Annotated in this window: 9 protein-coding genes and 1 pseudogene; 4 read left to right on the top strand and 6 right to left on the bottom strand. The window is 58.1% G+C overall.

The window, feature by feature from the left end; translation table 11 throughout:
- Positions 1-1,034: 1,034 nt before the first annotated feature.
- The 4 genes from HSX14_RS30795 to HSX14_RS30810 all read left to right on the top strand — a co-directional run bounded on the left by HSX14_RS30795 (position 1,035) and on the right by HSX14_RS30810 (position 6,445).
- The gene (locus HSX14_RS30795; RefSeq protein WP_034067233.1) at positions 1,035-1,292 is read left to right on the top strand and encodes a hypothetical protein; all 258 of its coding nucleotides are present in this window, start codon (positions 1,035-1,037) and stop codon (positions 1,290-1,292) included.
- Between the two features lie 3 nt (positions 1,293-1,295).
- Positions 1,296-2,108, top strand: a complete 813-nt coding sequence (locus HSX14_RS30800; RefSeq protein WP_123809931.1) for a hypothetical protein — start codon at positions 1,296-1,298, stop codon at positions 2,106-2,108.
- A gap of 556 nt (positions 2,109-2,664) precedes the next feature.
- A complete protein-coding gene (locus HSX14_RS30805; protein WP_023434378.1) occupies positions 2,665-3,459 on the top strand; it encodes a Hachiman antiphage defense system protein HamA in 795 nt (264 codons plus the stop codon).
- 163 nt (positions 3,460-3,622) lie between these two features.
- On the top strand, positions 3,623-6,445 hold the full coding sequence (locus HSX14_RS30810; protein WP_223193929.1) for a DEAD/DEAH box helicase: 2,823 nt from the start codon (positions 3,623-3,625) through the stop codon (positions 6,443-6,445).
- Between the two features lie 15 nt (positions 6,446-6,460).
- Here HSX14_RS30810 and HSX14_RS30815 read toward each other — a convergent pair whose 3' ends face one another.
- From HSX14_RS30815 to HSX14_RS30845, 6 genes and pseudogenes are all read right to left on the bottom strand, one after another.
- Positions 6,461-6,775, bottom strand: a complete 315-nt coding sequence (locus tag HSX14_RS30815; RefSeq protein ID WP_023434381.1) for a hypothetical protein — start codon at positions 6,773-6,775, stop codon at positions 6,461-6,463.
- A 379-nt stretch (positions 6,776-7,154) separates the two neighbouring features.
- The gene (istB, locus tag HSX14_RS30820) at positions 7,155-7,910 is read right to left on the bottom strand and encodes an IS21-like element helper ATPase IstB (RefSeq protein ID WP_023434382.1); all 756 of its coding nucleotides are present in this window, start codon (positions 7,908-7,910) and stop codon (positions 7,155-7,157) included.
- Positions 7,911-7,927: 17 nt separating this feature from the next.
- A pseudogene (locus HSX14_RS30825) lies at positions 7,928-8,794 on the bottom strand (Mu transposase domain-containing protein); the annotation flags it as partial.
- Positions 8,795-8,821: 27 nt separating this feature from the next.
- The gene (locus HSX14_RS30830) at positions 8,822-11,740 is read right to left on the bottom strand and encodes a Tn3-like element ISPa38 family transposase (protein ID WP_049339758.1); all 2,919 of its coding nucleotides are present in this window, start codon (positions 11,738-11,740) and stop codon (positions 8,822-8,824) included.
- Positions 11,741-11,764: 24 nt separating this feature from the next.
- Positions 11,765-12,529, bottom strand: a complete 765-nt coding sequence (locus tag HSX14_RS30835) for an IS6-like element IS6100 family transposase (protein ID WP_001389365.1) — start codon at positions 12,527-12,529, stop codon at positions 11,765-11,767.
- A gap of 506 nt (positions 12,530-13,035) precedes the next feature.
- Positions 13,036-13,536 (bottom strand): GNAT family N-acetyltransferase, encoded by a 501-nt coding sequence (locus HSX14_RS30845; RefSeq protein WP_000376623.1) that lies wholly within the window; start codon positions 13,534-13,536, stop codon positions 13,036-13,038.
- Between the last annotated feature and the right edge of the window lie 112 nt (positions 13,537-13,648).

Here is a 13,648-nt window from a genome sequence, read left to right on the forward strand (position 1 = left end):
AAGAAGGCGTTAGCAACGTTGAAATCTGGTTCGTTCAGCGACGGAGGCGCTGTCTTGGTTTTACGTAGCAACGCCAGTAATAAGTGGTTTTTGAGCTGCCGAAAAGCAAATATCTCTCAGAAACTGACCTTTTCAACAGAATCGGTCAAAATCGCACCACTGATGGCTTCCCGGTCAAAAGCAGACCTTTTCGCCACCGGCAGGCTCACAAAAAGATAAGGCATCAGTTCCTGCGATAGCTCTTTCCGGTAGGTATCAGGTAGTACGGTGCAAAAGGTGTGGTGTAGGTACCGCATTGGCAATCGCCACTAGTACCCAGAATCTGCTGCGGATGGGCTACTGAGCCACTGCCTCTAGCTGCCAGTCCCGGGGTTGCAACGCTCTCACCCTTCCAGTGGACGGTATAGTCCCTGCGTCAAACAAAGCGCTAGGTAGACTTTTTTCGAGATCACAGGCAGATTGCACTGGCGGCCATTAGCCATATTTCCCCATTTGATTGGATATCTGATTTTGAACATGGACCTTTCATATTTACTAAGGATGAAGTTTGGTACAGCTCCAAACGAACCTACAGCATCTCAAGTGCGTTCTATTGCTCTTCATATAAAAAGACTACATGACAGCGGCGTAAGTGTCACGGCAGCTCATTGGGCGCAAGCGGTACAGACCAATTGCCCATCAGCTGGTCAATGGGCATATCGTGGAGTTGACAACAGCGATATAAGCACGTTGCTTGCGCTTGCCATAAAAATTGTAGAGTCGAGGGATGCATGATAGATCCAATATTAAAACAAGAAATCGAACGCGCCTCTGGTGTAAGAGAATGGAATCCTAGTGAGGCTGATCTAATTCAAATCAGCAGAGAGATCGCACTACTAAAATCTCGCAAAAGTACGATCACCCGGAGCGATATTTCCGCAATTGTGGCACTGCGCTGCCCTGGTGCTCGCTTCCATGTCACAGCCGGAGTTGATAACAGAGACATCACCTCACTTCTTACTATGGCAATGCGGCAAACTAGAAGGTAGACACGAATGGAAGATCTTAAGCAATGGAAAGAAATACTAGAGAGTATTTGTGAAATAATTAAGTGGCACCCGTCCGACGAGGTGCTCTTGAGAATCAAGCGGGATCTCCGCAGAGCTGCGGAAAAAGGCAGCTTAACAGAAGAAGAGGTTCGTAAGTCTGTCGCCGAGCATGCGCCAAATGCCCTCTATAAAGCCTTTGAAGGCATTGACCAAGCCGATATTCAAGCTCTACTCGCCATTGCGGTGAAACTGACGAGAAAATAGATTTTGAGCACCACTCAAGAACAAGACGTTGTTGCAGCCAAAGAACGAGCGCAAGCCCTTAAGGATGGCTATCTTGGTGCGTTGAGCCACTTCATTGAAGTCTCCGACCGGAATAAAGATAGGAATAAATCGGAAGAACAACGTGCCTTGCTAGCAGCCCAGCAGAAGATTACCGCTTACTTTAATTTTTATGAAGAATTTGTTGGGAACAGCAATCTTCTTGGTGCTCATGAAAACACGCTTTGGGCGCAAGGCTTTGCAGAGGACTGCTTGGCGGTACTTAGCATAATGCCTCAAACATATGAATGGCTTAAAAAAGGATTTGATGATCTAGAGCTCGGACTGGATCCTAGACCCACTGGAGCGGCCTATGCGAACATGCAAAGGATGTGCATTAAATATCTGAAAGATGAGCTCACCAAACCTGTCTTTCAGTCATTTGAAAGCTCAGGATTGCCCGTCTATGGTTTTTGCAATAAGGAGCGTTTTGCATTGAGCAATTCTTCACGAATTATCTTTGCCTTTACATTTGGAATCGTATTTATACTGATTCTACTGGGCGTGGTTCTATTTAACCCTAACCCCTCCCCTTTCCAGCAGTTTGTCCTCAGACTAATTGCAGCTCTGGCTGCAGGGGGCGTTGTGGTAATGCTACCTGGGTTTATTGAGCTTAAACTCGGGAAGTGGCTCAGGGCGGGTGGTGCTGTAGCCGTGTTTGTTTTGGTTTATAAATCAAGCCCCAGCATAATCGAACAGCCTGAAGGTCAAATCCCTCCCGCAGTAGAGCGGGCCGCTATCTCAACGCCAAAAATGTAGACCACGCTGCGAATTTCGCGGCGAAATTGAATTTATACAATCGAAAACCTGTCTCGAAAAAGAGCTCTCAATTGAGCGCTTGAGGAGGCCATAGGATTAGCCGCAGTTGGTTTAATTCTTCTCGTCGCGCAGAAAGCTGGCAGCTATACGGGGTCAACTATCTGAAACACCTAGAGAACCGAAACCGCCTGCTACGCAAACTGGAATTTCTTGGTGATCGGATTATTGACTTGGCGAAGTCGATTTCCGTTTAGAAGACACTTTCAGCCCAGCATCCAATGCGAGGTACATCTGCTCCGACACCAACACCCACAGTGTTATAGGATGGCCGGAAGATATCGACCTCATTCACTTCATTCGGCATCTGAACGGTCGTTTTGGTTTAGAGGTTTGGTCACATCGGCGTCGTCAACCAAATCGCCGTTCTTTTTGGGATGCTTCACGAATTCCGTGAAGAACCTTTTTAGCGTACCGTGGCGGCTACGCCACTACTAGGTAACTCGGTGCTGGGGGGAATATGGGCCTGCTGCTGAGCCTTCTAGGATGACCATTACTCATGGATGATCTCGGTTTCGACTTCAGTAATGCTGTTCCGTGGTTCCCACATGAACAGGAGCAGCCGTACGTGCTGGTCAGGATGACTGCCCAGCAGGTGGCGCTCCTGGAGGAGGCCATGGCCGAGCCGTTGCGCCGATGCTACATCACCGATGAGGTGCTTCAGGCTGCTGCGGATCGCCATGGTCTCACCCTTTCCGATGTTTTGGCTGGAAAGCTCCCGGATGCCGGGGCAACCATGGCTGGGGATTTCGGCGAGGTGCTCGGCTACTTTTACCAGTCAGCCATGGAGTATCCGGGAAACGCCATAGGCCCCAAGAAATGGCGGCTCAAGCAGGACAGAACCAAACCGGCGCCCAAGTCGGATGTCATTCACTTCCTCATGCCCCAACGTCCTGCCGCCAGTGCTGCTGACCAAGTTCTTTGCTCTGAGGTAAAGGTCAAATCTACTTCCGCCTCCTCCGATCCAATCGGCTCTGCAATCACAGACTGCGCAAAAGATCGCACCAGTCGGCTCGCGAGCACATTGGTGTGGCTACGTGAGCGTGCCATGACTGAGGATCTCGGTGACGTCGACATTCCGCTTCTCAACCGGTTTATCAACGCAGTTGATCATCCGCCTGCTTCTCGGCGATACAGAGCTGTCGCTGTCATCTGTGAGAGTTTTGTTACTGCTGAACTCAGCAATGCGCCTACCACGGCCAGTGACGATTACACACTCGTCGTGATCTCAGTGCCGAATCTGCATACCACCTACAACGCGGTCTTTGAAGCCGCGCGAGCGTCGGTACGCTGATATGAGAGCTTCCCTTCAGACTTGGATCAATGACGCAGACATGGCCCGGCACCTGGGTCAGTTTTCCGTAGCAGCATTGCCCCTCGAGCTCGCCCAGATCGGGAGTCGCCTAGCAGACTATTACATCTCGCTAGTAGGAGAACTGTTCGACGGAATCCACTCCATGGATACCCCCAGCGACGACTGGGCGCAGTTAGGAAATGCCTTTCTCCAGTTTTCGAAAGAGACACCCGCCGAGCAACTTGAAGCGTTGGGTATCTCGAAGGATGAAGCAGCGTTGTTTGCAGCTGCAGCTTTCTACTTTGGAGACTTTCCAGCGTCCGCCTGCCTGGCCATGCGGCAGTCAGCTCGGCCATCTGATCCACAGAGCTCATGGGCTGCGTGCTATGACTTCCTGGCTCGTCCGAGCAACCTGGGCTCCCAAACTGCAATCGACGTGCAAGAACACCTTCGAAGTGGGGACTTGGTCGGTCTTAGCGACAAAGTAGAGGCGAGCACTACCGCAGCGCAGAATGCGTTGGCGGATGGACCGGATGTATGGGTGGCAGCGGCCTTGCTCAACCGACTATTGGCCCGCTTCGAGAGATCGAATATTCGGGCTGTGCTGCCGGAGGGAAAAACTGCCTTCTGGACCCCTCTTATCAATTCCTTTATTGATCGTAAACCATCGACTTGGGAATTCTTTCCCTCTCAGATACAGGCCATCGAGAGAGGATTGCTGGGCAACGCCGAGAGCTATTCGCTACAGATGCCAACAGGGGCTGGCAAAACCACGCTCTGCGAGACTCTGCTGTATTGGCACCTGAAGCGAAATCCGACCCATGTCGCGATCATGATGGTGCCGTACCGATCTCTGGCTTCGGAACTCCGAAACTCTCTGGTGCGTCAGCTGAACCGATTGGGGATAGCGGCGCGCTGTGCCTATGGCGGCACGATTCCATCGGGAGACGAAGTGCATGGCCTTGATCACATCAATGCGCTGATCGCGACCCCTGAGTCGCTGTCCGGAATACTCAGTGCTGACCCAGCATTCGCCCAGCGGATATCTTTGGTCATTTGCGATGAAGGGCATTTGCTCGACAGCTCGGGTAGGGGTATTGGCCTGGAGCTGCTATTGGCGCGGATGAAAGCACGCCTGGCTAATCCGATCCGTTTCGTGTTCATGTCTGCCATCATTCCGAACATCGAAGAAATCAACGCATGGCTTGGCGGCGACGAGAATACTGTCATTAGAAGTACCTATCGACCGGCTATCGCTGAATTTTCCGTTCTTCGATCCTCCGGTACCGGGGTAAACAAGTCCGTACGTCTTGACATGCATCCGCATGCTCAGCAGCGGCACTACGCGATCCATGGATTCTTGGATCGGAGCAGCTTTCAGTACGTGAATCCCCAAACGGGACGCACAAAGACCTACACCTTCACGTCAACCAAGACGCTGGCCGTGGGCGCTGCGAGAAAGGTGTTGTCGATGGGAACGACGGCGATTTTCGCCGCTAACAAGCGTGGTAACCAAGGTGCGATCGGCTTAGCGGAGGAGCTCATCAAGCAGCTCGAGTGCCCGCTACCATTACCCAGGCCTGTAGATTATGCGGATATCGAAACACTCCGGACACGCGTTGATTATCTCGAAACTGAATTCGGTGCAGGTTGGATCGGCGCGATGTCGCTGCGCAATGGTGCTGTACTGCACCACGGTGATATCCCTCAAGAGACACGAGAGGTTTTGGAGCAGCTCTTGCGGGAGCGGCGTATCCAACTGGTCATCTGTACCAGCACCCTTGCGGAGGGGGTAAATCTACCGATCCGCTCGCTTGTTCTTTATTCGGTTCAGCGACGCGTTGGCAGCGGACAGCCGGAGAACATGCTAGCCCGTGACATCAAGAACCTGGTTGGCCGAGCCGGTCGTGCCGGCGCGAATACCAGAGGCTTGGTTATCTGCGCAAATCCCGATCAGTGGTGGCTAGTTCAGCCCGTCGCCACTGCTGGTGCAGGAGAGCCGGTGAGAGGCTCACTGCGTAACTTGATCGAAAATCTAGAGACATTCCTGAGATCACAAAATCTCGCTCTCGATAACCAATTCTTGGAGTACCAAGCTGTCATTCATCCGCTAATTGATGGGGTGGATGCAACGCTTATCGAGTTGATTGCGGATGAGATCGGAGATGCTGAGTTTCTGAGGCAGGCTGCCGACCTGTCTGACCATACTTTCGCGGCCCATCAGCTTCCCCCCGGCTCCGCCGTTACGCTGCGTAAAGTGTTTGAGTTACGAGCCCAGCGCATGATCGCACTGAGGGCCGATGGCAAGATCGCCTGGCTGCGAGATACTGGAGCCAAGGTGCGCCTTCTGGACTTCGTCGAACAGGTTCTGCTGCCAAGCAGGGTGGACTGGATGAGCCCTGTCGATCCCGTGTCAGACGAGCTTGTGTCGACGATTCTGGAGTGGGCCTGGCAAGATAGAGAGCTCAAGGAAGACGTGCGTGTGGCATTCCGACTAGACGATGGCCAGGATCCTGATAGCGTGAAGCTCAGTTTCTTCGAAATCATTCGGCAGTGGCTACATGGCGCAACGTTTGCGCAGATCGCCCAATCAACGCAGATTGATGTAGACGACATCTTGGGAATCCATACTCGTGCGATCACCTATGCGTTACAAACACTGGTCGAGCAGGGCATCTCACTCCTTTCTCGACTATTGCTTGAACGCGGCATTGAGGTGAACGAAGGGGTGCCGGCATTCATCGAGCATCTAAAATTCGGTGCCCCCTCAAGTATCGGAGTTTTGCTTGCGAATGCGGGGGTGCGGCATCGAAAAGCTTATGTCGAATTGGGTAATGCGATGCGGAGTCTCGCCATTCCGATCAACTCAGCGAATGCCAAGTCAGTAGCGTTGCAGTCGCTTGAAGCTCACTCAGAAGCATGGCGTGACGCGTTGGGTGAATTCGTTTTCTCCAACACCCTGACCGATGTCGGCAGAGTCGATTGAGTGCATGTCAAGAGATCAGGCCGCTGAGCTACCACCGTCATTGAAAAAATCATCGCGATCAACGCGCCCGAAATCGCTGATTTCTTGCTCCTCATCGCTGAACATAAAGTTCACCATGCGCTCTCGTTTGAGGCCGGAAATCGTCCTGAAAAAGCAGGGCTCGCAAAGATGGACTTCGTAGCGCTCGCCATCATGAGCCGAACCATAACCCCAGCTGGCGCGCAGAGTGCCGAATTGCAACCCATACCCTTCCACACGCGTGCTGTCGCCACAAACGTCGCACAGTACATCACTGACCGATTCGGTCTGTTCCATTGCTGTGGTCTTCATTAGCAACCTCCCACCTGAATACAGGTCTGTATTCGTCTAACCAGCACCGATGCTTCTTCTGGACCTTAGCTCTAGAACCGTAATAAGCCTGCCTGCGCTTCGGAGCAAAGGCAGACTGCAGTTCTCAGCCCGCCTGGATCGGTAGCGCCGTTAGCCGATTTAGCGGCCACCTCAGGCACCTGCGCTGCTCCAAGCTTGAAATTTTCCGTTCCGAAACTGCAGCCATGATGCAGGCGGGTTTCGACTCTGCTGAAGCTATGACCGTAGCCTAGCTTGCGGATTCCACGCCATTCGGACACTCAGCCCACGCTGATCCGGACACCTGTTCCACGATCATTCGGACAGGCAGTCGGAGCGCAGCGACGCAGAGGTGGCATTGTTAGTCTGAGGTGTCCGGCGTCGTCAATTTCTTCGCTCGCTTGCGCATTGATTCGCCCTTGAGATTGATCCGGTAAGCGTTGTGCACCAGGCGGTCGAGGATGGCATCGGCCAAGGTCGGATCGCCGATCAATTCGTGCCAATTGTCCACCGGCATCTGGCTGGTCACGATGGTTGAGCGCTGGCCGTAGCGGTCGTCCAACAGTTCCAGCATGTCGCGCCGTTGCTCGGCGGTGAACGGGGCCAGGCCCCAGTCGTCGAGGATCAGTAGGTCGGTCTTGGCGTAGCTGCCCATCAGTTTGACGCAGCGCCCATCGCCGTGGGCCAGACCCAGCTCTTCCAGCAGGCGCGGCAGGCGCAGGTAACGCACGCTGTAGCCGTCCCGGCAGGCCTTGTGAGCCAGGGCGCAGGCCAGCCAGGTTTTGCCGACGCCGGTGGGGCCGCCGATGATCAGGTTGAGGCCGTCGCGTAGCCACTGTCCGCTGCTCAGTTGCAGGATCAGTGCCTTGTCCAGCCCGCGTGGGCTACGGTAGTCGAGGTCTTCGAGGCAGGCGTTGTGGCGCAGCCGGGCATGCCGCAGGCGGCTGCTCAGGCGCTTGTCGTCGCGCTCGGTCAGCTCGCGGTCGACCAGCAGGCCGAGGCGTTCCTCGAAGCTCAGGCTGTCGATGCCCGGGGTTTTCAGTTGCTCGGCGAGGGCCTTGAGCATGCCGTGCAGGCGCAGGGTCTGGAGCTTGTCCAGGGTCGGATGGGGCAGCATGGTGGGATTCCTTGGGGTCAGTGGTAGTAGCCGGGGCCACGCAGGTTGGCGTGGTCGTCCGGCAACAGCGGCAGGTTGGCTTGAGCCAATGGCAGGTTTTCCAGACCCTGGCGCAGGATCGATTCGAGGCTTTTGTAGCTGCACGCGCCGAGGCTGATCGCGCGACGGCAGGCCAACTCCAGGCGCGCCTCACCGTGGGTTTTACCCAAGCGCAGGATGCCCAGGCAGGCCCGGTAGCCATGAGTCGGATGGATGCGGCGTTCGAGGATGTGGCCGATCACGCCGGCCGTGTTCGGCCCGGTCTGCTCGGCCCAGCGAATCAGCCGTTGCGGCGTCCACTCGGCATGCTCGCGATGGCTCTTGGGCATGTGCTCGGTCTGCGTGCTGTGCCGGCCTTTGTGCAACGAGCGCAGGTGGCTGGCCACCCGCTGGTTGGCGTGGAAGCACTCGACGGTGCGCGCCGTCAGGCGCACCTCCAGTTGCTTCTTCACCAACTGATAGGGCACCGAGTAGTAATGGCCGTCGACCTCAACGTGATAGTCGATGTGCACCCGCGCTTTCTTCCACTCGGCATAGACGTAGGGTTGCTCTGGCAATGGGCGTAGCGCTGGTCGATCCAGGGCTTCGAAGGCCGACTGCCGGGAGCCCGGCAGCTTGCGAAACGGGCGGCGATTGAGCCGCTCCAGCAACCCGGCGATAGCGCTGTTGAGTTCGTCCAGGGAGAAGAACTGGCGGTTGCGCAGGGCGGCGAGGATCCAGCGTTCAACCACCTGCACGCCGACCTCGGCCTTGGCCTTGTCGCGCGGTTTACGTGCCCGCGCAGGCACCACCGCCACGCCATAGTGCTCGGCCAGATCGCGGTAGCTCGGGTTGATATCGGGGTCGTCTCAGAAAACGGAAAATAAAGCACGCTAAGCCGGTTGCAGCGGCCGTAGCGGCCTGAACTTGCCCGCGCCGATCTTGGCGCTGCTGCGCCAGAGGTAATCGCCGGTCAGGTTGATGTGCTCCCAGCCGAGCGGCGACAGGTACTGCAACAGGCCGTCATCGACGGCTTGACCGTGGCCACGCAAGGCGTTCGCGGCCCGCTCCAGATAGACCGTGTTCCATAGCACGATGGCCGCCGTCACCAGGTTGAGGCCGCTGGCCCGGTAGCGCTGCTGCTCGAAGCTGCGGTCGCGGATTTCCCCCAGGCGGTTGAAGAACACGGCGCGGGCCAGCGCGTTGCGCGCCTCGCCTTTGTTCAGCCCGGCATGCACGCGGCGGCGCAGCTCGACGCTTTGCAGCCAGTCCAGGATGAACAGTGTGCGCTCGATGCGTCCCAGCTCACGCAGGGCGACGGCCAGGCCGTTCTGGCGCGGGTAGCTGCCAAGCTTCCTGAGCATCAGCGAGGCCGTCGCCGTGCCCTGCTTGATCGAGGTGGCCATCCGCAGGATTTCATCCCAATGGGCGCGGACGTGCTTGATGTTGAGCGTGCCGCCGATCATCGGTTTCAACGCCTCGTAGGTGGCATCGCCCTTCGGGATGTAGAGCTTGGTGTCGCCCAGGTCACGAATGCGCGGGGCGAAGCGGAAGCCCAGCAGGTGCATCAACGCGAAGACGTGGTCCGTGAACCCTGCCGTGTCGGTGTAGTGCTCCTCGATCCGCAGGTCGGATTCGTGATACAGCAGGCCGTCGAGCACGTAGGTCGAGTCGCGCACGCCGACGTTCACGACCTTGGTGTGGAACGGCGCGTACTGGTCGGAGATATGGGTGTAGAACGTCCGCCCTGGGCTGCTGCCGTATTTCGGATTGATGTGGCCGGTGCTCTCGGCCTTGCTGCCGGTGCGGAAGTTCTGGCCGTCCGACGATGACGTGGTGCCGTCGCCCCAATGCTCGGCGAAGGGATGTCGGAACTGCGCGTTGACCAGCTCGGCCAGTGCCGCCCCGTAGGTTTCGTCGCGGATGTGCCAGGCTTGCAGCCAGGCCAGCTTGGCGTAGGTCGTGCCGGGGCACGATTCCGCCATCTTGGTCAGGCCCAGGTTGATCGCGTCGGCGAGGATCGTGGTCAGCAACAGGTTTTTGTCCTTGGCCAGGTCGCCTGACTTCAGGTGGGCGAAGTGCCGGGTGAAGCCCGTCCATTCGTCTACCTCCAGCAGCAATTCGGTGATCTTGACGTGCGGTAGGATCATCGCCGTCTGGTCGATCAGGGCCTGTGCGGTATCGGGCACCGCCGCATCGAGCGGCGTGATCTTCAGGCCCGACTCCGTGATGATGGCGTCCGGCAGCTCGTTGGCCAGCGCCATGCGGTTGACGGTGGCGAGCTGCGTTTCCAGCAGCGTCAGCCGGTCATGCAGGTACTGGTCGCAATCGGTGGCCACGGCCAGCGGCAATTCGCTGGCCTGCTTGAGGCTGGCGAATTTCGCGGGCGGCACCAGGTAGTCCTCGAAGTCCTTGAACTGGCGCGAGCCTTGCACCCAGATGTCGCCGGAGCGCAGCGCGTTCTTCAGCTCCGACAGCGCGCACAGTTCGTAGTAGCGCCGGTCGATGCCGGTGTCGGTCATCACCAGCTTCTGCCAGCGCGGCTTGATGAACTCGGTCGGCGCGTCGGTGGGCACCTTGCGGGCGTTGTCGCTGTTCATGCTGCGCAGCACCTCGATGGCGTCGAGTACGTCCTTGGCGGCGGGCGCGGCCCGCAACTTGAGCACGTCGAGAAATTCCGGCGCGTAGCGGCGCAGCGTGGCGTAGCTCTCGCCGATGCGGTGCAGGAAATCGAAGTCCTCGGGTTGCGCGAGCCGCTGCGCTTCGGTGACGCTCTCGGCGAAAGCATCCCAGGACATGACGGCCTCGATGGCGGCGAACGGATCGCGGCCCGCTTGCTTGGCCTCGATCAGCGCCTGGCCGATGCGCCCGAACAGCCGCACCTTGGCATTGATCGCCTTGCCGGATGCCTGGAACTGCTGCTGATGCTTGTTCTTGGCGGCATTGAACAGCTTGCCCAGGATGCGGTCATGCAGGTCGATGATTTCGTCGGTGACGGTGGCCATGCCCTCGATGGCGAGCGCCACCAGGGTCGCGTAACGCCGCTGCGGCTCGAACTTCGCCAGGTCGGCGGGCGTCATCTGGCCGCCCTCGCGGGCGATCTTGAGCAGCCGGTTCTGGTGAACCAGCCGCTCGATGCCGGAGGGCAGGTCGAGCGCCTGCCACGCCTTGAGGCGTTCGATGTGTTCCAGCATGTGCCGCGAGTTCGGTTTGACCGGGGATTGCCGCAGCCAGGCCAGCCACGTCGTCTTGCCGTTGTCGCGGCGCTTGAGCAGATCGTCGAGGCGACGGCGATGCACGTCCGTCAGCGGCTCAGCCAAGGCGTCGTAGAGACGCCGGTTGGCGCGGGTAATCGCTTCGGCGCTCGCCCGCTCGACGGCGTTGAGGGCGGGCACAATGACCGACTGCCGCCGCAGGTGCTCGATCAAGGCTCTGGCCAGCACGATGCCCTTGTCGGTTTGCATGGCCAGCTCGGTCAGCAACTGGACAGCCTGCCGGTAGTGGCCAATCGTGAACGGCTGGAAGCCGAACACCGTTTGCAGCTCGACCAGGTGCTCGCGTCGGGTCTGCTCACGCTGCCCGTACTCGTCCCAGCTTTCGATGCCGACCTTGAGCTGGTTGGCGACCAGTCTCAGCAATGGCGGGAACGGTGGCTCATCAGCGCCAAGGATGACGCCGGGAAAGCGCAGGTAGCAGAGCTGCACCGCGAAGCCCAGCCGATTGGCCGGGCCGCGCCGCTGCCGGATGATGGAGAGGTCGCTTTCGCTGAACGTGTAGTGACGGGCTCTGTTGCAAAGATTGGCGGCAGTCAGAGGTAGGCTGTCGCTCTGCGCCGATCAGGCGGCTGCTGCGAAATGGTGGTTGAGCATGCCCATGGCCTCCGTCAGCGCCGAGGGCCCAATGCCAAAAGCTCTCTCCACAAGGCGCACCTCGCCCCTGATGCCGGGCTGCAGGCACCAGGGGCGAGCCTGTCCTTTGCGCAGGGCTCGCATGACTTCGAATCCCTTGATCGTGGCATAGGCCGTGGGGATCGATTTGAAACCGCGCACCGGCTTGATCAGTATCTTGAGCTTTCCGTGATCGGCCTCGATCACGTTATTGAGATACTTCACCTGCCGGTGGGCCGTCTCCCGGTCCAGCTTTCCTTCGCGCTTCAATTCGGTGATCGCTGCACCATAGCTCGGCGCTTTGTCGGTATTGAGCGTGGCAGGCTTTTCCCAGTGCTTCAGGCCTCGCAGGGCCTTGCCCAGGAACCGCTTCGCTGCCTTGGCGCTGCGGGTCGGCGACAGGTAGAAATCGATCGTGTCGCCCCGCTTGTCGACTGCCCGGTACAGGTAGGTCCACTTGCCCCGCACCTTGACGTAGGTTTCATCCAGGCGCCAGCTCGGATCAAAGCCACGCCGCCAGAACCAGCGCAGCCGCTTCTCCATCTCCGGGGCGTAGCACTGGACCCAGCGATAGATCGTCGTATGGTCGACCGAAATGCCGCGTTCCGCCAGCATTTCCTCAAGGTCGCGATAGCTGATCGGATAGCGACAATACCAGCGCACCGCCCACAGGATCACATCACCCTGGAAATGGCGCCACTTGAAATCCGTCATCGTTCCGTCCGTCCAATCTCCGCCAAGCATGCTCAAGCTTCACGATTTTTGCAACAGAGCCCACACGAGTATTGAGCATAGTCGAGATTGGTGCAGATCACTTCTGATATTGAACTGTCAGGAGCTGGCTGCACAACAGCCATTACGCCCAATCAACTGGTGCAGTCGTCTTCTGAAAATGACATTTGGTATCTCTCATAAACGGATGTTTTTGAGAGAACTATCTTCGGCCTTCACACGCACGAAAGGCGGCGAAGCTCCGCCGTTAATCCGTCCGCCGGAGATCTCGCCCAGGCAGGCTGAAGGCCGAGCAAGCCTGACAGGCCCGAAAAGCCCGGCACGGGCGTCGGCGGCGATGACGGCGGCGGCATTATCCAGGGTTGATGATGGAAGTGGAGGATATCGACAACCTCTCGCGCAACCAAGACATCGCGGTCGGACTGCAAGTGATCTTGAAGCCACGGGCCCGTCCCACCCCGACATGGACCTCGATGCCCGAACGGACGTTAGATTTCGAGTTCTAGGCGTTCTGCGATGAAGGTTGGATCCCAGCCGGGATTGAAAGTGTCGACGTGGGTGAATCCGAGCCGCTCGTATAGGCCACGCAGGTTCGGGTGGCAGTCGAGCCGCAGCTTGGCGCACCCCTGCGTTCGCGCGGCATGGCGGCAAGCCTCGATCAGCGCGGAGCTGACACCCCGGCCCGCATGTGTCCGTCGCACCGCGAGCTTGTGCAGATATGCGGCCTCCCCCTTGAGGGCGTCGGGCCAGAACTCGGGATCCTCGGCCGACAAGGTGCAACAGCCGACGATGCCGTCGCTGCAACTCGCGACTAGGAGCTCGGATCTCAGGACGAAGGTCTCCGCGAATGTCCGGTCGATCCGCGCGACGTCCCAGGCGGGCGTTCCCTTGGCGGACATCCACGCCGCAGCGTCGTGCATCAGCCGCACAACCTCGTCGATATCACCCGAGCAGGCGACCCGAACGTTCGGAGGCTCCTCGCTGTCCATTCGCTCCCCTGGCGCGGTATGAACCGCCGCCTCATAGTGCAGTTTGATCCTGACGAGCCCAGCATGTCTGCGCCCACCTTCGCGGAACCTGACCAGGGTCCGCTAGCGGGCG

This window comes from Pseudomonas tohonis, from assembly GCF_012767755.2.
Classification (GTDB): Bacteria; Pseudomonadota; Gammaproteobacteria; order Pseudomonadales; family Pseudomonadaceae; genus Metapseudomonas; species Metapseudomonas tohonis.

Excerpts from the sequence above, each read along its gene's own strand:
- istB (WP_023434382.1), bottom strand. The coding sequence starts at position 7,910 with ATGCTGCCCCATCCGACCCTGGACAAGCTCCAGACCCTGCGCCTGCAC.
- HSX14_RS30815 (WP_023434381.1), bottom strand. The coding sequence starts at position 6,775 with ATGAAGACCACAGCAATGGAACAGACCGAATCGGTCAGTGATGTACTG.
- HSX14_RS30805 (WP_023434378.1), top strand. The coding sequence starts at position 2,665 with ATGGATGATCTCGGTTTCGACTTCAGTAATGCTGTTCCGTGGTTCCCA.
- HSX14_RS30835 (WP_001389365.1), bottom strand. The coding sequence starts at position 12,529 with ATGACGGATTTCAAGTGGCGCCATTTCCAGGGTGATGTGATCCTGTGG.
- HSX14_RS30845 (WP_000376623.1), bottom strand. The coding sequence starts at position 13,536 with ATGGACAGCGAGGAGCCTCCGAACGTTCGGGTCGCCTGCTCGGGTGAT.
- HSX14_RS30810 (WP_223193929.1), top strand. The coding sequence starts at position 3,623 with ATGGATACCCCCAGCGACGACTGGGCGCAGTTAGGAAATGCCTTTCTC.
- HSX14_RS30795 (WP_034067233.1), top strand. The coding sequence starts at position 1,035 with ATGGAAGATCTTAAGCAATGGAAAGAAATACTAGAGAGTATTTGTGAA.